Annotated in this window: 24 protein-coding genes and 1 pseudogene; 17 read left to right on the top strand and 8 right to left on the bottom strand. The window is 39.3% G+C overall.

Features of this window, described 5'->3' with window-relative positions; genetic code table 11:
* Positions 1-485: 485 nt before the first annotated feature.
* The 6 genes and pseudogenes from FY048_RS18650 to FY048_RS18625 all read left to right on the top strand — a co-directional run.
* Positions 486-1,172: a hypothetical protein gene (locus FY048_RS18650; RefSeq protein WP_446092124.1), complete on the top strand. Its 687-nt coding sequence runs from the start codon at positions 486-488 to the stop codon at positions 1,170-1,172.
* A gap of 18 nt (positions 1,173-1,190) precedes the next feature.
* On the top strand, positions 1,191-1,724 hold the full coding sequence (locus tag FY048_RS18645) for a PAAR domain-containing protein (RefSeq protein ID WP_446092123.1): 534 nt from the start codon (positions 1,191-1,193) through the stop codon (positions 1,722-1,724).
* 5 nt (positions 1,725-1,729) lie between these two features.
* Positions 1,730-2,341 (top strand): hypothetical protein, encoded by a 612-nt coding sequence (locus tag FY048_RS18640; protein ID WP_446092122.1) that lies wholly within the window; start codon positions 1,730-1,732, stop codon positions 2,339-2,341.
* Between the two features lies 1 nt (position 2,342).
* Entirely contained in the window at positions 2,343-2,795 is a 453-nt protein-coding gene (locus FY048_RS18635; protein WP_446092121.1) for a hypothetical protein, read from the top strand.
* 97 nt (positions 2,796-2,892) lie between these two features.
* Positions 2,893-3,867: a hypothetical protein gene (locus FY048_RS18630; RefSeq protein WP_446092120.1), complete on the top strand. Its 975-nt coding sequence runs from the start codon at positions 2,893-2,895 to the stop codon at positions 3,865-3,867.
* A 280-nt stretch (positions 3,868-4,147) separates the two neighbouring features.
* Positions 4,148-4,399, top strand: a pseudogene (locus FY048_RS18625) (LysE family transporter); the annotation flags it as partial.
* A gap of 87 nt (positions 4,400-4,486) precedes the next feature.
* Here the strand turns inward: FY048_RS18625 and FY048_RS18620 are convergent.
* The gene (locus FY048_RS18620; protein ID WP_446092128.1) at positions 4,487-5,512 is read right to left on the bottom strand and encodes a fatty acid desaturase; all 1,026 of its coding nucleotides are present in this window, start codon (positions 5,510-5,512) and stop codon (positions 4,487-4,489) included.
* 217 nt (positions 5,513-5,729) lie between these two features.
* Between FY048_RS18620 and FY048_RS18615 the strand changes: the two genes are divergently transcribed.
* Positions 5,730-6,737, top strand: coding sequence for an AraC family transcriptional regulator (locus FY048_RS18615; RefSeq protein ID WP_446092119.1), 1,008 nt, complete (start codon positions 5,730-5,732; stop codon positions 6,735-6,737).
* Positions 6,738-6,795: 58 nt separating this feature from the next.
* Here FY048_RS18615 and FY048_RS18610 read toward each other — a convergent pair whose 3' ends face one another.
* Both FY048_RS18610 and FY048_RS18605 read right to left on the bottom strand, forming a co-directional pair.
* Complete coding sequence (locus tag FY048_RS18610; RefSeq protein ID WP_446092118.1) at positions 6,796-8,163, bottom strand: amidohydrolase; 1,368 nt, start codon at positions 8,161-8,163, stop codon at positions 6,796-6,798.
* A gap of 33 nt (positions 8,164-8,196) precedes the next feature.
* A complete protein-coding gene (locus FY048_RS18605; protein WP_446092117.1) occupies positions 8,197-9,582 on the bottom strand; it encodes a long-chain fatty acid transporter in 1,386 nt (461 codons plus the stop codon).
* A gap of 297 nt (positions 9,583-9,879) precedes the next feature.
* Here FY048_RS18605 and FY048_RS18600 point away from each other — a divergent pair, with 297 nt between their 5' ends.
* The 6 genes from FY048_RS18600 (at position 9,880) to tcuB (ending at position 16,976) form a co-directional block, all read left to right on the top strand.
* Positions 9,880-10,809: a LysR family transcriptional regulator gene (locus FY048_RS18600; RefSeq protein ID WP_446092116.1), complete on the top strand. Its 930-nt coding sequence runs from the start codon at positions 9,880-9,882 to the stop codon at positions 10,807-10,809.
* A 278-nt stretch (positions 10,810-11,087) separates the two neighbouring features.
* Positions 11,088-12,398, top strand: a complete 1,311-nt coding sequence (gene tcuC / locus FY048_RS18595; protein WP_446092115.1) for a tricarballylate/proton symporter TcuC — start codon at positions 11,088-11,090, stop codon at positions 12,396-12,398.
* 89 nt (positions 12,399-12,487) lie between these two features.
* Positions 12,488-13,282, top strand: a complete 795-nt coding sequence (locus FY048_RS18590; protein WP_446092114.1) for a substrate-binding domain-containing protein — start codon at positions 12,488-12,490, stop codon at positions 13,280-13,282.
* A 131-nt stretch (positions 13,283-13,413) separates the two neighbouring features.
* Positions 13,414-14,343 carry a LysR family transcriptional regulator gene (locus FY048_RS18585; RefSeq protein WP_446092113.1) on the top strand — a complete coding sequence of 310 codons (930 nt, stop codon included), beginning with the start codon at positions 13,414-13,416 and terminating at the stop codon, positions 14,341-14,343.
* Positions 14,344-14,446: 103 nt separating this feature from the next.
* The gene (gene tcuA, locus FY048_RS18580) at positions 14,447-15,853 is read left to right on the top strand and encodes an FAD-dependent tricarballylate dehydrogenase TcuA (protein ID WP_446092112.1); all 1,407 of its coding nucleotides are present in this window, start codon (positions 14,447-14,449) and stop codon (positions 15,851-15,853) included.
* Positions 15,843-16,976: a tricarballylate utilization 4Fe-4S protein TcuB gene (tcuB, locus tag FY048_RS18575; RefSeq protein WP_446092111.1), complete on the top strand. Its 1,134-nt coding sequence runs from the start codon at positions 15,843-15,845 to the stop codon at positions 16,974-16,976. The genes tcuA and tcuB overlap by 11 nt, the downstream gene beginning before the upstream one ends.
* Before the next feature lie 76 nt (positions 16,977-17,052).
* Here the strand turns inward: tcuB and FY048_RS18570 are convergent, their stop codons facing one another.
* Entirely contained in the window at positions 17,053-17,586 is a 534-nt protein-coding gene (locus FY048_RS18570) for an HPP family protein (protein ID WP_446092110.1), read from the bottom strand.
* Positions 17,587-17,684: 98 nt separating this feature from the next.
* Between FY048_RS18570 and FY048_RS18565 the strand changes: the two genes are divergently transcribed.
* Positions 17,685-18,245, top strand: a complete 561-nt coding sequence (locus FY048_RS18565) for a TetR/AcrR family transcriptional regulator (protein ID WP_446092109.1) — start codon at positions 17,685-17,687, stop codon at positions 18,243-18,245.
* A 1-nt stretch (position 18,246) separates the two neighbouring features.
* Positions 18,247-18,906 carry a VOC family protein gene (locus FY048_RS18560; RefSeq protein WP_446092108.1) on the top strand — a complete coding sequence of 220 codons (660 nt, stop codon included), beginning with the start codon at positions 18,247-18,249 and terminating at the stop codon, positions 18,904-18,906.
* A gap of 84 nt (positions 18,907-18,990) precedes the next feature.
* On the opposite strand, the gene FY048_RS18555 is transcribed toward FY048_RS18560, so the two are convergent.
* The 3 genes from FY048_RS18555 to FY048_RS18545 form a co-directional block, all read right to left on the bottom strand.
* Positions 18,991-20,220 (bottom strand): CaiB/BaiF CoA transferase family protein, encoded by a 1,230-nt coding sequence (locus FY048_RS18555; RefSeq protein ID WP_446092107.1) that lies wholly within the window; start codon positions 20,218-20,220, stop codon positions 18,991-18,993.
* Between the two features lie 51 nt (positions 20,221-20,271).
* Positions 20,272-21,594 (bottom strand): MFS transporter, encoded by a 1,323-nt coding sequence (locus FY048_RS18550; RefSeq protein ID WP_446092106.1) that lies wholly within the window; start codon positions 21,592-21,594, stop codon positions 20,272-20,274.
* Positions 21,595-21,820: 226 nt separating this feature from the next.
* A complete protein-coding gene (locus FY048_RS18545) occupies positions 21,821-23,041 on the bottom strand; it encodes an acyl-CoA dehydrogenase (RefSeq protein WP_446092105.1) in 1,221 nt (406 codons plus the stop codon).
* A gap of 245 nt (positions 23,042-23,286) precedes the next feature.
* Between FY048_RS18545 and FY048_RS18540 the strand changes: the two genes are divergently transcribed.
* On the top strand, positions 23,287-24,237 hold the full coding sequence (locus tag FY048_RS18540) for a LysR substrate-binding domain-containing protein (protein ID WP_446092104.1): 951 nt from the start codon (positions 23,287-23,289) through the stop codon (positions 24,235-24,237).
* Positions 24,238-24,334: 97 nt separating this feature from the next.
* Here the strand turns inward: FY048_RS18540 and FY048_RS18535 are convergent, their stop codons facing one another.
* Positions 24,335-25,510 carry a zinc-binding dehydrogenase gene (locus FY048_RS18535; protein WP_446092103.1) on the bottom strand — a complete coding sequence of 392 codons (1,176 nt, stop codon included), beginning with the start codon at positions 25,508-25,510 and terminating at the stop codon, positions 24,335-24,337.
* 402 nt (positions 25,511-25,912) lie between these two features.
* Between FY048_RS18535 and add the strand changes: the two genes are divergently transcribed.
* A complete protein-coding gene (gene add, locus FY048_RS18530; RefSeq protein WP_446092102.1) occupies positions 25,913-26,908 on the top strand; it encodes an adenosine deaminase in 996 nt (331 codons plus the stop codon).
* Positions 26,909-26,969: the final 61 nt, after the last annotated feature.

The raw sequence follows: 26,969 nt of genomic DNA, 5'->3' as shown, positions 1-26,969 counted from the left end.
TTAAATAATTTTACTTTAAATAAAACAGCTAAAAAAAACGCCCCTCCATCTGTAACTCACCCCGAATATATTTTAAGAAAATGTACTGGTCGTCAAAAATCTATTATATTGTATTTAGATGGCTTCAAGAATACCATGCAAAATTCCTAGAAGCAGCTAGTGGAACCACTCATGAAAAATTTAAAATTGCCTGTGAATTAATTGCAGAAGAAATTGGTGATAAGCGTTTCGATCAAATAGCATTAAAATTTGATACTTTAAAAGTATTCGTGTTAAAGCTGATTATCATTTACATAAGAATTTGACTAATGGCGATTTGATAACAATGAAAATAGAAAAAGGATGTTTATTCGAATTAATTACTGATTTTATTTCAAACCCTAAAGCTGGGATTGCCTAATAGTATTTTAAGTAAACTCACTTCTATTAAAAGCCGCTCTAATTGCGGCTTTTTAACAATCAATATTTTATTGTAGGAGAAATTAGTGACAGAACTCTATAAACTTATTTTAGAAAATAAAATTCTTGGGCAACCATATATTTATACACTTACTGGCATTTTACTTCTTATCTACCTTATTAATTACATTAAAAAAAATGAATTTTTTGAAGGCGGTTATAAGCTGTATTCAACTATAAAAAATAGAGATTTAAAAAGGATTGATGAAAGAATTGATTCACCTCAATATTCAAATGAAGAAAAAGAATATTTTAGGTATAAAAAGAAGGTCTTAGAATATAAAAGCTTTTATAAAATACCCGAAAACAACTTAGGATTCTTTAATTATGTAAATGGGTTTGAGGATCAAAATAGTTTTCGTAGTATGTACAAAAACAGTTCTAAATTTTTGAAATTTAATAGAGAAAAGAAAGAGCTAGAATCAGCTGAGCCAATAGATCATGAAAAAGCCCATAGAAACTATACAATTGGCGAAATTATTTTCGTAATAAATGGAATGTTTTCATATCTTTTGTTTACGTTACCTTTATTAATGAAGCCTGAAAAGGTTTCTTGGGAAAATGTATTATTAACTGTTTTTGTAATTATACCTTTTGTTTTTATTCAAATTTATTTAGGGTGGTTGTTTATGCGCTATATGCAGAGAAAAAAACATGCGTTAATGATTTTAGAAATGAAAAGAATTAATTTAGATGAACTTAAAGATGAATAATAATTTAGGTAAAAATTTATGAAGCCAGCAATCGTTATTGGCAATACTACAGATCATGGTGGGATAGTTAGTACTGGTGATAGTACATATTTAATTGATGGTAAAGCAGCTCATGTTGAGGGTATGACTCATTTCTGCCCTAAATGTAAAGTCATAGTTACAGCCCTATCAAGTAGTCCTCTTGTTGTTATTAATGGCCGAGCAATTATTGTGGCTGGTGACAAAGCCAGCTGCGGTGCAACATTCTTACCAAGTCAAAGTTTATGGGTACGTGATCAAGGCAGTTCCAGTGGCTCGGGAAGCTCTGCAACAAACGATAGTTTTGTTCAAAATACAGAAAAAGAAAATAGTGTTGTTTTCCACTTTAAGGATCCGAAAACAGGTAAACCATTAACAGACTTTCCATACGAGCTAACACTTCCAACTGGTGAAAAAATTCAAGGGAAAACAAATAAGGCTGGAAAAACAGAGCTTACTGTAACAGGTGTTAAGCCTGAACAAGTCAAAATCGAAACCCTAGACTTATCAGAACCAATGCCACCGCTGGAGTAAGAATTATGGGTAATCAACCAATTACTAAAAATATTCCACCAAATAGCAAAGCTTGGGATGGTTATCCATCAAAAGTCGAAAGCTGTAATGTACCTAAGCCTTTGTGTTATTTCCAATTTGACCGTCCAATTGCAATGCCCTACACATTTATGATGTCAGCACAGCAATGGGAATATGCACTCAGAAGAAATAAATTAGAGTTTTTACTTGCTGTAAGATTTGGGATGGAATACGACATCGCCAAATTAAATGAAGACGTTTTAATCTCTACAGGTTTTCATACAGGGATGTATGTCAAATTTCAGCACTATTTAAGAAAACATTATGAAAAAGAGGCAGCTGTATTAGTCGCAATTTTCCAAAGTAATGCTTTTGCCACTAGATTTGGAACAACATTTGCCATTGAGGATTTGATAAGTCTTAAAGGCGCTATTGATGATTTAAGAATTGAGAATATTATGACTGGTGCTTTTAATATTTCACGAAATAATGGTTTTGGTACTGTAATAAATAGAAAAATGTATCAACAGAACTTTGACCAAGACTACAACCCAACTATGTTAAAAACCTTAGCTGCACAAGAATTATATCCGGACGAAATCGAAGGAATTTTTTAAAATGAAGAAACTTTTACTAGTTTGTCTTTTGCCTATTTTTACAACTGCGTGCAGTGCAAAACCAAGTCCTCAAGAAGAACTAGATCTCCAAGCTAGATTTTTACCTACAGCTTATAATATTGATGCTGGTACTTATGCACTGGTTTCAAAAGAAGCACCTACGGCCTTAACTAAACAAATGTATGAAGACGCAATATTTAAACTTGGTTTATTAAAAAGATATGATGACCAAGCAAGTTCAAATTACAAACTTGAAAAAACTGTTGAGCCGATACCTCTAAATACTTTATGTTTAATGGGTAAGTTTGTTACTAACCCAACTTATATAAAGTCAGTAAAGCGTAATATTGAACAAATACCAGATTTAAATAACTGGCTAAAAGAACAACAACCTAAATGGCAAGAATCTTTGAAGAAGGAAAATCCTGAAATTTTTGATTATCCATGTATATGATTTTAAAAAAGCCGCTTAAAAGCGGCTTTTTTAAAATCAATAGACACCGTTAAAAAATCTTTATTTATTGCTATGCTATATAGATACAAAAGTTTACATGGCTATTAATATGCATAAGAGCAAAAAATCTAAAAAGGATAAAATCTGGCATTACAGTATAATTTTTCTTTTCTTTTTACTTGTAATTGGTTTTGTAATGCTTTGGGCCTATTTTCCCTCAGTATTGCAATGGTTTGATAAATTTAATACTCCTGTTGAAATACCATATAGACCAGCATCTGACATTGTTTTTGAGCCAGGTGATCGACAAACTATTGCTCAAAAAATTGGTGAAAAATATGGAACTTATGGAGATAGCTATGGTGCACTAAATACACTATTTAGTGGCTTGGCATTTGCTTTTCTTATTCTTTCTTTATATTTACAAGGTAATGAAATTAGAGATCAGCAAAAAGAAATAAGACATAGTAACAAAATTGCGAAACAACAAAGAAAAATTACCAAGCAACAAGCAAAGCTTTTAAAACAGCAAATTAAAGATGCTAAACACCAGCACTTTAATCAAATTCTTTTTAATTTACTAGAAGAAAAAAACAGAAGGATACAATCCATGAAATATAAAGATTTCGATGGTATTGAGATTCTTAAAGTTTTTGCAAATTTCTTTTTAGACACAATTGAAAATATCAATTTCGAAGATATGAATGAGACAAATAAAATTAATTATATTGATTTTATATTAAATGAAACTTTTCAATATTACTGGTCTAAAAATGATGACTTGGGAAGTCCATTTGAAAGAAGTTTATACGTCAATTATATTATTGATTTAATTTACTATATTGAGGAAAATTCTGCGAAAGAATATATAAGTGAGTCAATTCAAATCCTTCGAATGTATATGTCTCATGATGAAATTATGTGCATCGCTTGGTTAGCAACCATTTACCCTGCTCTTGAAAAGCTAGTTAACAAATATGGATTGCTTGCCAATTTTAGAGGTGATGAATATCCATCTGCAGAAATTAGCCTTCAATTAATTTTCTCAAAAGAGGCATTTGAAATTTATTAAAAGCCGCATAATACGGCTTTTTTTCATAGTGCTCTAACACAAATACCAACTTCAATATTTGTGTTGATTGTATTAGCTGTAAAGCCGACTAAAAGTAAAGTAATTAATAAAATTCCATTTCTCATTAAGAGTCCTCCCGCTCAGGAAATAAATTAAGATTTGGAATAGGTTCAATTTCCTTGACATATTTGTCTGGCCTGCGTTTAAGTTTCTTGAGATTAATGTCAGGATTTTTCTGAGAACTAGGCGAAATCTGGTGTGTGATTTCTATAATTCCTACCCGAAAACTACGCTCTTTGTGATTAGCACCTATACTCAAATTGTGAGTTTAACCACGCCTAAAATCGTTCTTTTGGCTTATGGATTTTTTATGTCATTTGCACATTTTGTATGGTTTTCACTAGTGGCTGTGCTTTTTTCTTCCATGCTGTTAAGGCAAAAAATGTTAGCTAAGCAAGTGCAAATTAATAAGGTGATTGGTTCAATTTTATGTGCATTAGGTGTGATTCTTCTTTTTACTCGGTTTCAATAAAGCCAATGAATTTTAAGAGACTGTAGATTGTGGACTGAGTCTTATCTGTAGAACTCAGTCCATTCAAGCGAGCTAAGAATCAATTTGTTAAGTATTCGATTCAGATAAATTATTTACATTCCAACGATTTGCTCGTTTAAATGTTCCGACATCGTTAAATCGAACACCCATATCACGCATGACTTTATGGGCAACGGGCGCAGTCATTTGTCGAATGTAGAATGGTTCTTTCACTACAAAATGATGAATGGCATGCGTCGAACCAAAGTTAAAACAAAACAATTGGAACGGCATCATCCACCACGGCGTTAACACTTGAGTTTGTTGAATCACATTGCCCAATTCAACATCACCGTAGTAATGCATATTGCTTGTCACAAAGTGCAGACAGAAAGTACGCAGCACATTTGGTGCAATCCACACCACAGTTAGAACATTAATCACATGCATAACATTTAGGGTTGTAGCTGACCATGCGATCGGTGCATTTGCCAAGCTTGAAATCATATCAACTGCATGGAAGCCTAAAAAGATATACCAAAGAGACCAATGAATAATTCCAAGTGGAAAATAAGCTAAAAACGCACGTTTAAAAATAACTTTTCTAACAGTCCAATTGCTTGCAGCAATAATGCGTAGCAAAACTGCAAAACCATTGTCACCGATCGCGACGAGTCGGCGAATGCTCCACTGCTCTCCATTGGTTAACGCTCTTTCTTCTAAATCAACTTCAGTGCCTGAATTTTTATGGTGATTAAAATGAAGCTCACGGCGTTTCCATGGGTTAATGGTACTTGGGCGAGCTAACCAGACTAAGCCTATCATTAAATGATGTGCCCATGGTTTTTTTCTAAAATACATCCAGTGAATGAGGTCGTGTTCTAACTCATGGGTAAGAGATGCAAAAAACGCAATCATTGGAATTGCGAACCACGCTGAAAGCTGATGATTTATATAGAGCACGCCCGTAGCAATCATTCCAACGAGGGAAACAAATAGAATCATCGTCCCTATCGCGTTTTGATGGTTCAAAATGGGATGGCGCTTGCGTAAAGCCACACCTTCTGCCGTGACCACTTTTTTAATGTGTTCCGTTTTTTCGCTATCAGTCATTCCAGCGGGATTTTTATATATGTAGGTCATCCGTTATTCCTCAGTTTTCTCATGTTCCTACTTTATTTATATCTACCTTTGTATGCTTAACTCGAAACGCCAATCTATTAGCCATAGATGCCAAAATGTAAAAAGCAGAGATAAACAAAAGATCTTTTATTTTTGAAATCTTTTATAATGAGGTGAGGAATATGAGTCACAAGTTATAGGATATAACATGCCACAGACAGCAACGGCACTGGCTAGCTGGGTTAAAGCGATTCAAAAAGCGCTTGAGAAAGCAGGTGTGGATAGTCAACCTTTATTAAAACAAGCAGGTTTAGATGTTCAGGCCCTAAACGATCCAGATGCGCGCTATTCGTTAAAAAACACAGCAAATTTATGGAAATTAGCCGTTCAAGCGACTCAGGACTCATGCTTTGGCCTTAAAGTTGCCAGCCAAGTCAATCAAAATACATTTCATGTGTTAGGCCATTCTCTGATTACCAGCACGACCTTAAAAGAGATGTTTTTAAGAATTATTCGTTACTTTCGTATAGTGACCGACATTCCTGAACTCGAATTTTATGGCGAGGGGAAAAATCATTATTTTGTGATTCATGTTCCCGACGAAGTTCAACCCGAATCTATCGATGCTTTTATCTCTGTTTTTATTCGTTCAAGTCGTGCGTTACAAGGTTCTGTCTTTTCACCATTACGCATTGAAATGAGACGCTCGGAACCTGAAGATCTAGAAACTTTTCAAAGTATTTTAAAAGCCCCGATTGTGTTTAATGCACCCAAAGACATGATTGTGTTTGACACAGCCACCATAGAGCAGCCTTTAGATGGTGGGAATCCTAGCCTCACCCAAGAATATGATGAGATTATTAATCGTTATCTCGCACGCTTTGATAAAGAAAATATATTAGCTCGTGTGAAAGTAAAACTCATTGAAAAATTATCTACAGGCGACTTTCAACAGCAAGACGTTGCGAAAAGTTTAGGCTTAAGTATACGAAGTCTGCAACGCAAGCTTTCGGCAGAAAATACCTCTTATAGCGAGCTACTCGACAATACACGGCACGAGCTCGCTTTGTCTTATATCAAAAATTCAAGCCACAATATTACCGAAATTGCCTATATTCTTGGCTTTACCGATGTGAGTAGTTTTACCCGTGCTTTTCGACGCTGGACGGATTTATCACCACTACACTATCGGGAAAAGCATCTGTCTTGTTCTTAAATTTCTAAAAATTTTAGATAAAAAAGATGCATTCATATGCATCTTTTTTATGAACATTTTATTTTTTATTTAAAAGTTCAAGCATCGACACTGTGGTGACTTTAGCTCCGACTGGCAAGGCTTTTAAATCTACAACATAGTTAGGACTATGCGGAATATAAGGTGCTGATTTGCCTTGCTTTACTGCATTTGCAAATACAACTGGATCTGCCACACCAATAAACATAAAGTTAAACGGAATGTCTTTTTGTTCACCTAACAAATGGTGAACATCTTCTGAACCCATAAACGGAGGAAAATTGGTTAAGACCTGTTTGTCGCCTAATAACGCTTTGAGTGGCCCATTTAAACGGGCAGAAAATTCTTTATTGTTGACTACAGGCGTGCTTGAACCTTTGAATGTAAAAGTTGGCAATTGATCTTTACCCATACCCTGCATTTCGGCTGCGCCTTCACTTATAAGCTTAATATTATTTAACATGGTTTCACGCACTTTTGGATCAAACCAGCGTAAGTTCATCTTGACCAATGCAGTCGAAGGAATCACGTTATTCGAATTTCCAGCTTGGATCGAGCCAATTGATAAAACTGCTGCTTGTTGTGGATCAACTGTATTTCCCATAATAGTCTGATATTGAGTAATCGCATTTGCAGCCATGCTAATTGGGTTTTTGGTTAACATGGGTAATGAGCCATGCCCGCCTACACCTTTAAATAGTACATCAAGCTGATCGGTTCCAGCCATGCGTGGTCCCGGTGCATTAATGACCACTCCAACAGGCGCTGGTGTAGTATGAACTGCAAAGAAATAATCGGGTTTGGGTAAATTATATTTCGTCCACAAACCATCAGTCACCATTGCTTTAGCACCCGTTATAGGCTCTTCAGCAGGTTGTGCCACTAAAATAATGGTTCCGCTCCATTCCTTTTTCAAAGCCACCATGGTTTTTGCCATACTGAGCATCCATGTCACATGTGCATCATGACCACACATATGTGCAACAGGTGTTTCGGTTCCATCATCGAGTTTTACCCGCACTTTACTTGCATATGGTAAACCAGTTGCTTCTTGAACAGTATTGGCGTCCATGTCAGCACGGTACATGACTGTTGGTCCCGCTCCATTTTTCAAAATGCCGACCACGCCTGTTTTTGCTATTCCGATTTTAACATCAAACCCTAATGATTTAAGCTCTTTGGCAACAATAGCTGAGGTGCGGGTTTCCATAAACCCCAATTCTGGGTGCTCATGAATGTCTTTATAGACCTTACTTAACCATTCTGTTTGGCCATCAATAATGGTTAACGCTTTTTGCGAAACCGCTGGCAAAGTTGTTGGGCTTGCTTCTGCATGAAGGGTTGTTCCAGAACCTACAAAAAATGTTGTTAGACCAATAAATACGCTGTTTTTGATGATTTTATTCATATAGTTAATACCTTATAAATGAATGATTTAATTTTAAAATTTATATCCAATTTTTAAACCATAGCTTATCGAGTAGTTGTCCTTAAACTCACCCACATAATAATCACTACCCGCCTGTGCTCCAAGCTGAGCTTTTGCATCACCCAGCCAATAATATTTCACACCACCAGAAATAAAGTATTGTGATGTTGGGCTATATTGAGCACCAATTCCTAAATTGTAATATCCATTTGTTGGGCCGCCCGTTGAAACTTTATCGCCTACGCCTGAGTCCCAACCGACCGACACAGAACCTAACCATTTAGGCGAAAAACGTTGTCCTAGTCCTAAATTTAAAGACCATTGATCTTCATCATAACGAACTAAATTAAGCCCTTCAGGACGGCTTGGTGTTGCTAATACTCCAATAATTCTTGAAATTTCACCAAAACGATAAGGTTGTAGCGCCAAATCACTCCAATTTACCCAACGTAAACTTCCGAACAATAAAGTTCCCTGACGTAAACCGGTTTGAAACTCCAAATTCACTGAGTCTGGCGATTTAAATTTGGTTGTACCAGACCCTTCGCCATGAGGTAACTCTGAAATAATATGATTTAAATAGTTTTTCTTTTGCTCGGTCATTTGCCCGATAGAAATCATATAGTCGAGATGTTGGCTAACTAAATCGCGTCCTTGCTGAGTCGTTAACATATCAATTAACGGTGCATTTTCAGTCGCATTTACTTTGTGGGTAATGGCAGAGCGATAGGTAAGCGAAACTTTAACGGCCTTTTCAGGAATTTGATAAGCCAGTCCAGCTAACCAGCCCCAATCGCCCACAGTTTTAGTTTGAAAGTCATAGCCATTATAAAGACTAAATACATTGCCTCTTAAATTGACCTGACTTTTGAAGGTTTGATAAACCGGCCCTGCAAAAATATTCCAGTTTTTATTAGGCTGATATCCGGCAATGAAGCTGAAACTTTGAATATCAAATTCCGATTTTGCATTTCCTGTGGGAACTTGACCAGAAGTCGCATTTGCAAGGCTTGTAGTCGTAATACCGGGAAGCATAACTGTGTCTTTCGGCGTTGCGACAAAGCCATTTACACCAGAATATTCTGTGTCAGCTCCAAAAGGTTGATCGTAAAGCAACCCAAATGAATACTGCGGTGCAATCTGAAACTTTAAAGCCGCAGTTGGCCGATAATCTGTATTAGCGATATCAGAAATTGGTTGATGTGAAGGGTTCGTACCAGATTCCACTCCTTTTAAATCCGTATCTGTCACGCCTAAACTGGCTTCAAAGTAATTTCCCGGTTGTAAAAATGCTGATATGGATTGGCCTGTTTTATCAAATGCAGCAGCATGTAATCCACTTGTACAAATTGAAGCGATTCCCAATACTAATGTTCTATTTCTTACGACAAAAATCATGGATCCATCCTGGATTTTTTTATTTTGATTATTCACTTTATTTAGATTTTGAGTAATGCGCTTAGCCGAAAACGCCAATTCGTTGACTGTGGATGCCATATTAAAAATTATAGGATTACCTCTGTAAAATGAGATAAGTCCCTTTGAACTCAAGATTAAAGACGATGATGATTTAAAACTTTCAGATAATTTTTTAAGAAACTTTTGTATTTATTGCTGTTAATATTAAAGCGCATGATAGATTTCCCAATCCTTCATATCTCTATAAATCAAGGATGATGAGCAAAGACATTTATTATGGAAATCAAGCAAATAAAGTATTTTTTGACGGTCGTTGAAGCAGGCAGCATTGGAAAAGCAGCTCAAAAACTCGATGTCGGCGCGTCAGCAATCAGTCAACAAATTAGTAAGTTAGAACAAGAGCTAAGTATTCGCTTATTACAGCGTAATGCTTTTGGTGTTACGCCGACCCCAGCAGGCCTCGCCTTTTTAAAACATTCTCAACTTATTTTGCGGCAGATTAATTTTGCGGTAGATGCTGCTCATTCGGCACGGCTTTCAGGTCATGTGAGTCTTGGTTTTCCACCGACCATTACCGCTTTAATTGGCATCCCTTTAATGAAACTAATGTCTGAACGCTATCCAGATATCCGCCTAGAAATTGTGGAAACACTGTCGGGTAACCTGATTCAGTCGATTAATTCACGTCAGCTTGATATCGCTATTATTTTTACCAATGAAATTGACAAACAATGGTCCATACAACCACTGGTACGCGAGCAAATGTATTTAATGGCACGAAAAGAAGTGCTCGAAAAATACGGTCTTACTGAGTGCATCAAAAGCGGCATTATTCGGTCTCAACAAATTGGTGATATTCCTTTAGTACTGCCACGTCAGCGTCACAGTTTAAGAAAACTGCTTGAGCACAAGATTGGACAACTCAATGTCGTCTATGAAATTGATGGCCTGCACTTACTCATGGACAGTCTGATTCACCTTGACCTTGCTAGTGTTCGTCCCGGCAGTGCCTGCCTTCAAGAGTACAAACACAAGCTTCAATTACTAAAACTGATTGACCCTGAAGTTGAGCGAATCAATTACTTGGTCAGCCTTGCCGAAGAGGAATTATCACCAGCGGCACTCGCAGCTAAGTCAGCCATTAAAGCCTGTGTAAAAGAGCTGATTCAAAATCAAATCTGGCCATGTTCTGAAATTATTTTATAAAGGGTCATTAGTTTTATTAAAGACCTAATTAATTTTGTCCTCTCACTCCCTCCTGCTTTTTAAGATTACATTTTCATCTGAATGATAAGTGAATTTCTGTTTATCAAATTATAGATGTGTAGTTTGAACTGGAAACAAGGCATCACATTTTCTACGAAGGGCATCTTTAAATCTCATCTCTAACCCATTTGCTATTTAGGTTTATTGAATGAGTCGATTTAAGGCCCTCTATTGAAGATCGTGAATGTTTCCATTTTGTCAGACCAAGGAGGTCTCCAATGGATGTCGTGAATAACCGTAGGGCTACTTTTAAAAAAATATTAAATGTAACGAGTGGCAACTTTTTAGAACAGTACGATTTTTTTCTTTTTGGTTTCTATGCCACTTATATTGCAGCAAAATTTTTCCACTCTGAAAATGAATATGTCTCTTTAATGATGACATTTACCGTGTTTGCTGCGGGCTTTCTTATGCGTCCTCTCGGCGCTATTTTCTTAGGCGCTTATGTCGACAGAGTCGGTCGACGTAAAGGTCTCATTGTGACCTTAAGCCTTATGGCAATCGGGACCATCTTAATTACCTTTGTGCCGGGTTATGAAACAATCGGTATTCTTGCGCCAATTTTGGTGGTGATTGGACGCCTGTTACAAGGCTTCTCGGCAGGTGTTGAATCTGGCGGTGTTTCTATTTATTTAGCTGAAATCGCAACCGATAAAAACCGCGGATTTATCACAAGCTGGCAGTCTGGCAGCCAACAAATTGCGGTTGTGTTTGCTGCATTACTTGGCTACTGGCTCAACACCATTTTAACGACTGCTCAAGTGGGCGAATGGGGCTGGCGTATTCCGTTCTTAATCGGTTGTTTGATTATTCCTTTAATCTTCTTATTCCGCCGCACTTTGGAAGAAACCGAAGACTTTAAAGCACAAAAGAATCATCCATCTTCAAAAGAGATTTTCAGCACACTTGCGAGCAACTGGCGCATTGTACTCGCAGGCATGATGATGAGTGCCATGACCACAACCACTTTCTATTTCATTACGGTTTACACCACGGTGTATGCAAAACGTACTTTAGAAATGTCGGTAACAGATAGCCTTTTAGCGACTGTGTTTGTTGGTTTGTCGAATTTCTTCTGGTTGCCAATGGGTGGTTTACTTTCAGACAAAATTGGCCGTCGTCCTGTTTTAGTCGGTATTACTACACTTGCCATCTTTACCACTTACCCCGTTTTAAGCTGGTTAGTGAGCGATATTAGTTTCACAAATCTTTTAATTACACTTGCTTACTTCTCGTTCTTCTTTGGTATGTACAACGGAACCATGGTGGCAACACTGGCCGAAGTGATGCCAAAACGTGTACGTACAGTCGGCTTCTCTTTAGCATTCAGTCTTGCAGCAGCTATTTTTGGTGGCATGACACCCATGGCTTGTACTTATCTTGTCGAAAACACAGGTAACGCAAGTACCCCAGCATTCTGGCTGATGTTAGCAGCAGTATGTAGCCTAATCTCAAGCTTGTATTTATGCCGTGGTTCTAAGCAGAAGAATGCAGACCCAATTGCTGAACCTGCGAAGGTTAGCGCTTAAAACAACAACGACTTAACCTGAAATTTTAATGAACAGTACGGCGCGTGTTGCAGCCGTACTGTGCTCTCCTATCATTAAAGCGAGATACTATGAAAAAGTCCCCTATCTTCATGACCATTTGCCTAGCTGGTGCAGGCTTAGGCTCAACCCTTGCCAACGCAGATACACTCGAAGTGATTAGCTCAGGCGGTTTCTATTCATCTATGGAAAAACTCATTCCAATATTTGAAAAGCAAACCGGTCACACGGTTCACCTCTCATCTGGTTCATCAATGGGTGCGTCGCCAACTGCGATTCCAAATCGACTCGATCGTGGTGAACATTTTGATGTGGTGGTGTTGGCTGCGCCTGAACTGAACAAGCTTGCAGAAAAAGGTTATGTCAACCCTAATTCACAAAGTGCTTTAGTGAACTCAAGCATTGGCATGGCTGTGCCTAAAGGTGCCCCAAAACCAGACATTAGCTCTGCGGCAAAATTTGAAAAAGTTTTATTAAATGCCAAGCACATCGGCTATTCAGCAAGTGCAAGCGGTACACATCTTGAAAAAGATGTTTTCCCAAGCTTCCCACCTGTCGAGTACAAAGTGATTTCTAGTAAAGCAGAAAAAGTGGTCGGTGACCGCGTTGCAAAACGTATTGCTGAAGGTCAGTTTGATATTGGTTTCCAGCAAGTTAGTGAAATCAAACCTTTTACTGGCAAATATGGTCAAGTTGATTTAGTCGGTCCAATTCCTGCGCCTTATCAAAAAGTCACTGTGTTTGCAGCGGGCATTGGTAAAAACTCTGAACATGAAAAGGTTGCAAAAGAGTTAATCAAATTTGTGAAATCGCCACAGGCTACACAAATTATTGAAGAACAGGGTCTTGAGCAGGTTAAACAATAAAAGCTCTAAAAGGCAACGTCTTGAGGTGATGTTGCCTTTACTCTTTTGGTGGTTTACTCAGCGTAATAGAACAAAATGTATAGAGATAAACCAGTGTAGAATAATCAATAAAGGTTAAAGTAGTATTTGCCGTGGAACTCAAACAATTAAAGTATTTTATTGCGGTCATCGAGTCAGGAAGCTTGGGTAAAGCTGCAAAAAATCTTGATATTGGAACTTCCGCATTAAGTCAGCAAATCTCAAAATTAGAAAGCGAGCTTTCCATTCGCCTTTTACAACGTACCGCCCTTGGGACAGTTCCTACCCCTGCGGGTTTAGCTTTTTTTCAACAAGTTCAACTTGCACTTAGGCACCTCGACCATGCCGTAGATTCTGCGCATTCTTCACGTTTAAGTGGTCATGTCACCGTGGGATTTTCACCCAGTGTTGCGGCGGTTATTGGCACGCATTTTTTAAAACTCATGAGAAACCGTTACCCCGACATTAAAGTCCGTTTAATCGAGGGCTTGTCTGGTGACCTCAAGGCATTGGTTAATGCAAGACAGCTAGATGTTGCAATCATCTTTAGTGACGATGTCGACCCGCAGTGGGCCATACAGTCTTTAGTCAAAGAACAAATGTTTTTAATCGCGCCGAAAGAAGTGCTGAATCAGTACCAACTTGAAAGCTGTATCGACACTCAAACGATTACTCATCCACAGCTTAAAGAACTTCCGCTTATTTTACCGAGCCAACGGCATGGGCTGCGTTTGTTGCTCGAACAGAAAATTCATCAGCTTAAAGTGGCCTATGAAATTGATGGGCTACATTTGTTAATGGAAAGCATCTGTCAACTCGAAATGGCAACCATCCAACCTGCGGGTGCATCATTAAACTCAAGACAAGACTTATGTTTGCTACGCGTTGTAGAGCCTGCCATTGAGCGTATTAACTATTTAATTAGTCTTTCTGAAGAAGAGCTCTCGCCTGCCACTTTAGCCACTAAGGTGGTGATTCGTGCCTGTGTGACCAACTTAATTAATGAAAAACGCTGGCCCGGTGCGGAGCTCATAAACACTTAAGCGCTTAGTGTTTATTTTTACTAAACACCCATTCAAGCTTAGCCTCTCACTTCACCTTCCCTTTTAAAGCTACATTAGCCCTAGCTGAGAAAGGGAGAAATCCATGCATGATGTGATTGTAATTGGTGGTGGGAATGCCGCACTGTGTGCCGCGCTCACAGCAAAGGAAAGAGGCGCTTCTGTGCTTGTCATAGAAGCAGCACCTAAAGAATGGCGTGGTGGTAACTCACAACACACCCGTAACCTTCGCTGCATGCATGATGCTCCTCAAGATGTATTGGTCGATGCCTACTCAGAAGAAGAATATTGGCAAGATCTGCTTAAAGTAACTGCCGGAAAAACCAATGAACACTTAGCCCGTCTAGTGATTCGTAGCACGGCGACCTGCCGTGACTGGATGCGTAAACATGGCGTGAATTTTCAGCCGCCGCTCTCAGGCGCTTTGCATGTTGCACGTACCAATGCCTTTTTTATGGGTGGCGGTAAAGCCCTCATTAATGCCTACTATCGAAGTGCCCAAGAACTTGGCATCGAAATTTTATACGACACAAAAATTAAAGACCTAAAGTTAAACCAAGGGCATTTTGAAGCCGCAATTGCGGAAGATGGTCGTGTGTTTAAAGCAAAAAGCTGTGTATTGGCCGCAGGTGGTTTTGAGTCAAATCTGGAATGGTTAAGAGAAGCATGGGGACAAAACGAAAACGGCGAATGGCCTGCCGATAATTTCATTATTCGTGGCACTCGTTTTAATCAAGGCAACTTACTCAAATTTATGATAGATCAAGGCGCCGATATTATTGGTGATCCATCGCAATCGCATTGCGTCGCTGTAGATGCACGAGCACCGTTATATGACGGCGGCATTTGTACCCGTATTGACTGTGTTTCACTAGGTATTGTGGTCAATAACAAAGCCGAGCGTTTTTACGATGAAGGCGAAGACTTCTGGCCAAAACGTTATGCGATTTGGGGCCGTCTTGTTGCTAAACAGCCTCAGCAAATTGCCTATTCGATTATCGACTCAAAAGCAATTGGTCGCTTTATGCCACCTGTGTTTACGGGTGTAAAAGCAAACAGCATTCAAGAGTTAGCCGAAAAAATCGGGCTAGACGCAAAAACCTTATGTCACACTGTAGAAGAGTTTAACCAATCTTGCGTGCAAGGTACCTTTAACCATACCGTTTTAGATGACTGCACCACCGAAAACATTGTTCCTAACAAAACCCACTGGGCAGTTCCTCTCGATCAACCACCCTTCTATGCCTACGCCCTCAAACCCGGCATTACCTTTACCTATTTAGGTTTAAAAGTCGAAGACGATGCTGCTGTGCGTTTTAACAATAAGCCAAGCCACAACCTGTTTGTCGCTGGTGAAATGATGGCAGGTAACGTACTTGGTCAGGGCTATACCGCAGGCGTCGGCATGTCGATTGGAACGACGTTTGGACGCATTGCCGGAAAAAATGCAGCCCTCTATGCACTTTCACAAGGAGTTGAACATGAATGCTAGTACTAAAGCCCTAATTCCAGTTGTTCAGCTCTCTGACCATGAGCAGGAAGTTCAAAGAGCCTTACAGATTTGTAATGCTTGTCGTTACTGTGAGTCATTTTGTGCTGTATTTGCGGCCATGACCAAGCGTCTTGAGTTTAATCAAGCAGATATTCATTACCTCGCAAACCTGTGCCATAACTGTGGTGCATGTTTACACGCTTGCCAATATGCCCCGCCGCACGAGTTTGGTGTAAACATTCCACAAGCGATGGCGCAAGTACGTTTGGAAACTTACCAAGAGTTTGCGACACCGCAGCCTTTAGGCCGACTTTATAAGTCTGTCGGCATACCTTTTGTTTCAGCATTATCACTCATTTTCTTTTTATGCATGTTAGCTGTGGTGTGGTACAAAGGCACCGACCTGTTTGCAGGCTACCAAGGTAATTTCTATGCGATTTTCCCGCATAACTTTTTAGCTCTACTTTTTGGAGCGACCTTTACAGTTGCGATTGTTCTGCTCGGCATTGGAATTAGTAAATTTTGGCGGCAAACCTCTAAAGTCATTCATGGCAAAGTTGAGAAACCCGACCTTGTTCAAGCCACTCAAAATGTATTAACGCTTAAATATTTAGATGGCGGACATGGCAAAGGCTGTAATGAGCAAGATGACCGTTACACACAAATCCGCCGTGTGTTCCATCACCTTACTTTTTATGGCTTTATATTCTGCTTTGCAGCCACAGGTGTAGCGACTTTATATCATTACTTTCTTGCCCTACACGCGCCTTACCCTATTTTTAGCTTGCCTGTTATTCTGGGCACTTTGGGTGGACTTGGCTTAGTGATTGGACCATCTGGCTTGCTTTATTTAAACCTTAAACGCCATCCATTACATGGTGACCGTGAGCAAAAACCTGTAGATCGAGGCTTTATCTTTCTTCTGCTTATCGTTAGCGCTTCAGGGCTAGCACTCATGGCATTTCGCAATACCCCTTACATGGCACTTTTACTGATTTTCCATTTAGCCACGGTCATGACGTTCTTTATTACCATGCCATTTGGAAAGTTCGCACATGGTTTTTACCGCAGTGCTTCTTTACTCAAATTTGCCATCGAAGAACGTATTTCCAAGAAATCATAATTTCACAAAAGTATTCACTATCTTGGCGTAGTGAATACTTTTATTGTTTTTCGGCTCAAAATACTTCATGCCTTCTCTACTTTTTACTATTTAAAATTCCTAAGCCATACATGGGCCACTTGGTGCTCGCTTTAATATTATTAATCAGCATCGCCACCAGAACTAAAGACACTGCACCGACCAAAACAGGAAAAACTAGAAAACTCCACTGGTAATGTATGCTGCTCGCGGTAAGTAAAATAACCAAAGGGTTGGCCCCAGCAGGTGGATGAACGCATTTAAAAATCTGCATAAATGCAATTGCACAGCCCACCGATAAAGCAATTGAAAAAATAGAAACATCGACAAATTTTAGAAAAAACAACCCCACAAAAGCCGAAATAAGATGCCCAAATATAATATTTCTCGGCTGCGCCAAAGGTGACTGAGACACGGTATAGAGCAATACACAAGTGGCCCCAAACGGCGCCATGATAAAAATATTATGTGTGAGTTTACTCAACCACAGAAGTATAAAAATACTGACCGTACCCCCAACAAGGCTTCTTAAAATATCAACTTTAGTGGGCGATGGAGCCAGTTTTTCTTTGCCATGAAAGATCGAGAACATTGTTTTATTCCTCTAACAAAAAGTTGCTTTTTAAAAAGCATATAGATAAAATTTCAAATAGTACAGATCTGTACTATTTTATTTTTCGGAAAAGTTTTATGTCAAAATCTGCCTTAAGAATATTAGATACAGCCGAGAGGTTATTTAATGAAAATAGTTTTGTCGGGGTTGGCGTTGACTTGATTCGCGATGAATCTGGCTGTTCCAAAACCACAATGTACACGTACTATAAAAATAAAAATCAACTGGTCAGATCTGTACTGATTGCTCGTGATGAACGCTTTAAGCAAAGCCTTCTAGGTTATGTGGGAGATGCAACAGGGTTAGAGGCCATCAATAAAATTCTTGATTGGCACACCAACTGGTTTAAACAAGATTTCTTTAAAGGCTGTTTATTTGTAAGAGCAGTCGCTGAATCTAACCAAGATGATCAAGACATTATTTCTATTTCTAAAGCCCATAAACAATGGATTAAAGTACTGATTGCACAGAACTGCGAGATGCCAAATGGTGAAGCATTATCTGAGCTGATCTATACGGTGATTGAAGGGTTAATTAGCCGCTTTTTAGTCGATGGTTTCGATGAAACACTTGCGATAAACATGAAAAATTCTATCAATCAATTATTTAATATTCATCAACAAAACATGAGAACTTAAAATGGAAGTGGACCATATTTTTATTTGTGTACAATCAGGCGCTCCCGAAGCTGAAACTTTAAAAAAATTTGGTCTAATAGAAGGCTCATCCAATAAGCACTCGGGTCAAGGTACCGAAAACAGACGTTTTTTCTTTAAAAATAGCTTTATTGAATTAATCTTTTTAAATAACCCAGAAGAAGCCTCAAGTGATCTCACAAAACCCACCCTGCTTTTTGAACGACTCAGTGCTCAAGATAATATCGCGTCCCCTTTTGGCATTTGTTTTCGCCCTAAAAATAAAGATGATAACGGTACAAAATTTCCTCATTGGGTTTACAAGCCGAGTTATTTACCAGCCAGCTTAGAAGTAAATGTTGCCAAGGATTCTGTGGTATCTGAACCGATGTGGTTCTTCCTTTCATTTGCTTCACGACCAGATCTCGCTACGAAAGAAAAACAACAACCTCTCGTGCATAGCAAAGATTTATCAGAAATCACCGCGATTAAGGTTTCTATTCCAAACCTTGAACAGCACCCTACTTCGTTACTGTTCAACACGCTTGATGATTTTGAAGTGACTGATGGATCGGAGCATTTAATGGAAATTAGTTTTGATCATGAACCTCAAGGAATGATTCATGATTTCAGACCAGAGCTACCGCTTATTTTTAAATATTAAAGCTCTTATTTTTAATAAAAAACTGTGATTTATTTCAAATCACAGTTTTCATTTAAATTGAATAACATTAAAAGCGGCAATAGCTTAAGCAATTTTCCCATCAATAATGCCTTTCTCTTTTAACGTAGCCAGCTCTTCTGCTGTTTTAAATCTCGATAAGATTTGAGCGGTATGCTCACCAAGCTCTGGCGGTGCATGATGGTATTCAACCGGAGTATCAGACAACTTTATTGGTGAGCCAATGGTTTGGAAGTTTTCATTTAAACGATGAGGAATATTGACCACCAAATTACGATGTACGATTTGTGGTTCAGCCAAGGCATCTTCAATAGAGTTGATAACGCCCACTGGTACTTTTAAAGCATGAATCATTTCGACCCACTCTTTGGCAGTTTTCTGCAAAAAGTGCTCAGACAATAAAGGAATCAGTTCATTTCGATATTTGACGCGGTCCTGATTACGCACAAATTTTTCATTTTCGAGTAGCTCTGGATAACCAATCGCAATGCACAAATCTTTAAACTGCTTGTCGTTACCGCAGGCAATAATAAATTCTTTATCTTTAGCCTTAAAAGTTTGATAAGGCACAATACTCGGGTGTTGATTACCCATGCGCTGCGGTGCTTTACCCGAAGCCAAATAGTTCATGCCCTGATTTGCCAGTGCCGCGACCTGCACATCAAGTAGTGACATATCAATATATTGACCACGTCCAGTGTGCGAGCGTGCAATCAAAGCAGCCTGAATAGCAATGGTTGAATACAAACCAGTTTGAATATCTACAACGGCCACTCCAACCTTTTGTGCCCCATCACCTGCCACATCATCAGGCTCACCGGTAATGCTCATTAAGCCAGAGATACCTTGAATAATAAAATCATAGCCAGGCTCTTCTGCACGTGGGCCATCTTGCCCAAAACCAGTAATTGAGCAATAAACAAGATTTGGGTTTAACTCACTTAATGATGCGTAGTCCAAGCCATATTTAGCCAAAGATCCTGTCTTATAATTTTCAATTACAACATCGGCAGTCTTGGCAATGTCATAAATTAAGGCCTGACCTTCAGGTGTGGTTATGTCTACCGCAACAGAATATTTATTGCGGTTGGTACACTGAAAATAGCCAGATTCACGAGTCATGTTTCCGTCTTGATCAGGCATCCATGGCGGTCCCCACATGCGGGTGTCATCACCGACTCGAGGACGTTCAATTTTAATGACTTCTGCGCCAAGGTCTGCCAAGATTTGCCCACACCACGGACCCGCAAGCACACGACTTAAATCTAAAACCCGAATTCCTTGTAATGCACCCATAACGATACCCTTATCTTTTAGAAGGTACTCAAAGCACCTTCTTGTCATTGTTTATGATTGTTTTTGCGGATCGTACTGACGATCTTTAATAAATAAGCCCGGCAATACACCCGCCACAAAATACGCAGCGCCCATCACAATAAAGGCCATGGTAAACGTCCCACCCGATGCCAAGAAACCAATGGTGGCTGGTGCAATCGCTGCCCCGACACGACCAATGTTATAGGCACCGCCAATGGCTGTTCCACGTACATCAGTTGAAAAACTTTCAGCCATATAAGTCGCGTTCACACCGTATGGAATGCCATATAAGAAGCCAAAGGTAATCAATAAATACAAAATATTGTCAGGCGTATTAAAGAAAATAATAATTGGCAAGAACACGGCGCTGGCAATTGTTCCAAACACAAAAACAGCACGGCGGTTAAATTTATCCGCAAGATAACCCGCTAAAATTTTTCCTAGAATCATTGCGGTATATGAACCCACCATATAACTGGTTAAGTTTTTAAAATTCATATGCACTTCTGTTTCTAAATAACTTGGCATCCAGTTGTTAATGCCGTAATAACCAAACTGTAAGAAGAATGCTGTAGTCATCCACAACAAAAACATTTTACGGTGCTTAAAGTTATTAAAAATTTGCTTATAGATGCTGCTATTTTTTGGTTTCTCAGTCGCTACAATTTCTTTAGGCTGTCTGTTGCCTTGTAAGCTTTCAATTTTAGTGAGTTGCCAAGATTTTGGCTCTGGCACAAATCGTTGCAGAAAAATATTAACGAAAGCAGGCACTACGGTCAGGAAGAATAAAACACGCCAGCCATGATCCGGAATAATCGCCCCTGCTAATAACGTCGCAGCAATATAACCTACGGTCTGACCAGTCTGTAGCGTGCCCAATACCGTTGTGCGGTAAGTGGTTGGCACATATTCAGCCATGAGGGTATTACAAGCCATATAAAGTGCTCCGATTCCTAAAGCACCAATAAAGCGTAAAGCCATAAATTGCTCGAAGCTTTGCGTAAAACCCAATAAACAAGTCGCTAACGAAAAGAAGGTCACCGAGTTGGCAATGGTCCGTACACGACCAAACTTATCACATGCCCAACCACCTAAAATACCGCCAACGCCCATTCCTGCCAACGACGCACTACCCAATGCGCCCGCTTGAAAGGTACTTAAACCAAACTCTGCCTTTAAACTGGTCAAGCTATAAGACAGCAGCATAATATCAATGCCATCGACCACCATCGCAAAATAGGCAAATAGCAACGCCCATTTCCATGTATGAGGGCCAATCTTTTCATATGTTCCAAGATTACTTGGAAATGTATTTCTTAACTCTTTCGATATTACTTGAACGTCATTGTTCATCTTTAGTTCCTCATTTTCCCAAATGAGTCATCGATAGCCTACTTATGTTTTCTGTATGACTTAATCTTCTATATTTTCATAACTTTACATTTAGTTTTAAGTACACAGAGGCACATCTTCACATGAGTATCCTTACGATGAATCTTGTCATTATCCATAAATTTTTGCGTAAAAATCCCTAAAGGTGCTCTTGAAAGAACACCTCTATCTTTTAAAAATTAATGAGTTAGTTACTAAATGCAGCGATGCCTGTTTGCGCACGGCCTAAAATCAAGGCATGAACGTCATGTGTACCTTCATAGGTATTTACGACTTCAAGATTGACCAAATGGCGTGCTACGCCAAACTCATCACTAATGCCGTTTCCACCCATCATGTCACGCGCCATGCGAGCAATATCAAGCGCCTTTCCACAGTTGTTACGCTTAATTAAAGATGTGCCTTCAACTGAGGCAATACCTTCATCTTTCATACGCCCAAAACGTAAAGCTATTTGCAAACCTAATGCAATTTCAGTTTGCATATCTGCCAGTTTCTTTTGAATCAACTGATTTGCAGCCAACGGACGGCCAAACTGTTTACGGTCCATTGTGTATCGATGTGCGGTATGCCAACAAAACTCGGCAGCACCCATTGCGCCCCATGCAATACCATAGCGGGCGCTATTTAGACAGGTAAATGGGCCTTTCAAACCTCGAATTTCAGGGAATGCATTTTCTTCAGGTACAAATACGTTATCCATCACGATTTCACCTGTAATCGAGGCACGTAAACCAACCTTGCCATGAATGGCAGGTGCAGATAAACCTTCCCAACCCTTTTCTAAAATGAAGCCGCGAATATCACCCACATTACCTTCAGCAGAAACTTCTTTTGCCCAGACCACAAATACATCGGCAATTGGACTGTTGGTAATCCACATTTTGGCGCCACTTAAACGGTAACCACCGTCAACTTTTTTAGCACGTGTAATCATACTACCTGGGTCTGAGCCATGATCAGGTTCGGTCAAACCAAAACAACCAATATATTCACCAGTAGCAAGTTTAGGTAAGTACTTTTGCTTTTGCTCTTCAGTACCAAATTCATGAATTGGAACCATCACCAATGAGCTTTGCACACTCGCCATAGAGCGATAGCCCGAATCGACATATTCAATTTCACGCGCAACCAAACCATAACTCACATAGTTCAAACCCGCACCGCCATATTGCTCAGGGATGGTTGGACCCAGTAAGCCAAGCTCTCCCATTTCACGAAAAATAGACGGATCTGTTGTTTCATGACGGAATTGTTCAAGTACACGTGGTTGCAGGCGTTCTTGGCAATACGCATGAGCCGCATCACGAATCATGCGCTCATCTTCGGTAAGCTGTTGCTCAATTAAAAATGGGTCTTGCCAGTTAAATTGAACTTTTGCTTTTTTTGTTGTCACCATGTGATTCATCGCATCCTCTGCTTGATTTGATCTTCTTTATTTAACTCGATGTTATGCGTGAAAAATGCAGTAATCAAACGATAAATCTTCATGCAGATATGCGACTTACGCATATTTAAAATAAGTCAAATTAAATTTAGATATTTAATTGGTTGTATTTCATTAAAAATGGCTTATTTTTAGACTAAACTCTTGTATCTGCATGTAGGTCATATGCTGTTTTGAAATATGACGACAAATAAAAGGATTTATTTATGCGAAGAAGTATCCCATCTATTCAGGGCCTGATTTGCTTTGAAAGTGCAGCAAAACATTTAAGTTATACCTATGCTGCGCAAGAGTTATGTATTACTCAAAGTGCGGTCTCTCGCCAAATTCAGCAGCTAGAAGATTTCTTGGGTGTTGAATTATTCATACGCACTCGGCACGGTGTCGAGCTAACTATTGCGGGCCAACAATATTTTAAAAGCATTAAGCCTTACTTGTTAGGGCTAGAGAAATGTACCGCCGATGTCATTTCTCATAAAGGTTTAGGTGGAACATTAAAGTTAGGTGTGGTACCTACCTTTGCAACGCGCTGGTTATTACCCAAGCTCCATCTTTTAAATCAAAAACACCCTGAAATTACGGTTCACTTAGAGACCAGTACCAAACCTTTTTTATTTAATGACAATATTTTTGACGCTGCTATTTTTGCAGGTACTCAGCAGCAAATTGACCACTGGCCCGGCATACAAGCGCATTATTTAATGGATGAAGAAATTGTACCTGTATGCTCACCAAGACTCATCGAAAAGTATTTTCCAGATGCGGTCATGATTAATGAAAATACCTATGATTTAAGCCCCGAGGATTTACTAAAAATTCCCCTGCTGCAACAAACCACTCGGCCTAGCATTTGGCAAGAATGGTTCCTGACTCATCACATGCAACATCCAAAGCCCTTTGATGGACAACGCCATGAGTTATTTTCAATGCTTGCCGTTGCTGCCAGTCATGACATGGGAATGGCCTTAATTCCGCAAATGTTGATCGAGTCTGAACTACAAAAAAAAGAACTTGTTATTGTTTCCAATAAAAAACTAAAAGGCAGCCGAAAGTACTACCTCATCCATTCAAGCCAAGACATCACACCGACCATTCAGAAATTTGTAGACTGGATTTACTACGAATTAGAGCAGCTAAAAAGTAACACAGCTCTATAGCTATTATTGAACATCCAATATTGCGATTTATACTCATAAAAAAAGGTTGTGATTGATGAGATCACAACCTTTTTAGTTAAGCGTAAATGACTTTAAATTAATGACTCATCAATCGAATATCTGAACCACTACGTTTCGGGTCAATCAAGATTTTGGCATGTTGTTCAGGGTCGCGTAACGCTTCAAATGCACTCGTAACACCCTCTAAACCTACAACACCGGTAATCAGTGGAGAGCAGTTCACTTTACCTTCTGCAATCATGTGTAGCGCATCTCGAAACTCAAGTGGTGTATAGCCCAACACAAACTGAATTTCTAACTCTTTATTAATCGCAAGTGCTGGTTCTATTTTGTCACTTTGCATGCACACACCTACCCCGACAATTCGGGAAAACAAAGGTGCGCCTTCAATAATTTGCTGTAAAACACCTGGTACGCCCACACACTCAAAAATAACCGGACGTTTTGGCAAAGCGCCTAACTTATCAATCATGCGCCACCCATGCCACCAAGGTAAGCGAGTCGCTTGCAACTTATCAAACAGCCCCATGCCCATATTAATTGCATCAGAAACATTGCCAAGCAAACCAAACTCTTTCCAGTTGGCAAATGGCGATGTCTCTTTCGGATCTACCACAATATCTGCACCACATTGCTCAGCAAGCTTACGGCGGTTTGGCGAAAAATCACTGGCAACTACAGTTTTAACCCCAGCCGCTTTAAGCATTAAAATAACACCTAGCCCGACAGGTCCACAGCCAATCACAATAGCAGGTTCACTGGTTTTAACACGGCTACGGCGAACGGCATGCAATGCAACCGCCATAGGTTCAGTCATAGCAGCACTATCTACATCTAAGCCATTCGGCACTTCAAACATCAAGCTTGATTGAGCCAATACTTGCTCGGCATAGCCACCTGAAGCATTTGGAGAAAGCCCTGTAGATAAATAACCATGCTGGTCTACATTTAAAAGAGGCATTGCACAAACAAGTGTGTCGGCTTTAAATTTATGACGAGTTTTTGGACCATAATCCAAAACCTTGCCACAAAACTCATGTCCCAATACAAACGGGTCCGTAGACTTAGCTAAACCATTAAACCCGACACGTGCGGCTAAATCATGCATGTGGTCGCAGTGATGTTGCATATGCAAATCAGAGCCACAAATCCCGCATCGAACCACTTCTAATAACACCTGTCCTTTTGTAGGAGTTAATTTCGGTTGGTCCACCACTTCTAATTTTGCTTGATGACAAAGTACCGACTTCATTTGAACGCTTCCTATTTCTTCTTTTCATTTACTTGCCAGAAATAGATTTCTACAGATAAATTAATCGCCTTATCAGTTTGGTCTTTAGCAAGCCTTCACTCATATTTACAAGTAACAGACGAAATACCAATGACCCTTCTTTAGCCAATCCATTGTTAAAGAGTCAACAGTAGACAGGCTCAGCGAGATTAAAAACAATAAAAATCTTAGTGCTTGTATCTTACACAGACTGCGTTATCTTCTTAGGCCAGAACAATGTCATCAAAATTAAAACTTAAACGAATATCTTAAGTTCAAAAAACTCAACTAAACCCCTTTTCACAAAAACATAGCAAATCCAAACTTTTATCAGTAACCCTAAACAGGCATGATGAATTGATACGAACAGATAAGAAGAAACCTATGATTACAAAAACACTTCCCCTTACAGATATACATCGCCACCTTGATGGCAACATCCGCATTCAAACTATTTTAGAATTAGGGCAACAATATCATTTAGATTTGCCTGCCTACGACATTGAATCTTTACGCCCACACGTACAAGTGATTGACAACCAACCCGACTTATTAAGTTTTTTATCGAAGTTGGATTGGGGGGTAAAAGTATTAGCGAGTTTAGATGCCTGTAAACGCATTGCATTTGAAAACATGCAAGATGCTGCACAACAAGGTCTAGACTATGTAGAACTGCGTTTTTCGCCAGGTTACATGGGAATGACACATCAACTACCGCTTGAAGGAGTCGTTGAAGCAGTCATTGCGGGTGTAAAAGAAGGCAGTCAAACTTACGGGGTAAAAGCGAATTTAATTGGCATTATGAGTCGTACTTTTGGTCAGGAAGCCTGTGAAAAAGAATTAAATGCTCTACTTGCCCATAAAAATAATATTAAAGCGTTGGATCTTGCTGGAGATGAGCTTGGCTTTCCGGGCAACTTATTTATCAATCACTTTAAAAAAGCACGTGATGCAGGTTGGCACATTACGGTGCATGCAGGCGAAGCTGCCGGTCCAGAAAGTATTTGGCAAGCCATTGAAGAATTAGGTGCCGAACGGATTGGACATGGGGTTAAAGCGGTTCAAGATTTGAAGCTTTTAGATTATTTAGCTAAACATGAAATTGGTATTGAATCTTGTCTCACCTCAAACATTCAAACCAATACAGTTCCGTCTTTAGCAGAGCACCCATTAAAGACTTTTTTAGAACATGGTGTGCTTGCCACCATTAATACAGATGACCCTGCTGTAGAAGGCATTGAGATACAACATGAATATTTAAGTGCTGCCCCATTGGCAGGATTAACCCCTGAACAAATTTATACAGCTCAAGACAATGGACTTAAAATCGCATTTTTATCAGATAAAGAAAAAAATGAGTTAAGACAGAAATATCAGTAACAGAGAACAGAGAACAGAGAACAGAGAACAGAGAACAGAGAACAGAGAACAGAGAACAGAG

Source organism: Acinetobacter sp. 1124_18A, assembly GCF_052824995.1.
The sequence above is the reverse complement of the archived record's forward strand: the minus strand, read 5'-3'. Positions and strand labels throughout refer to the sequence as shown.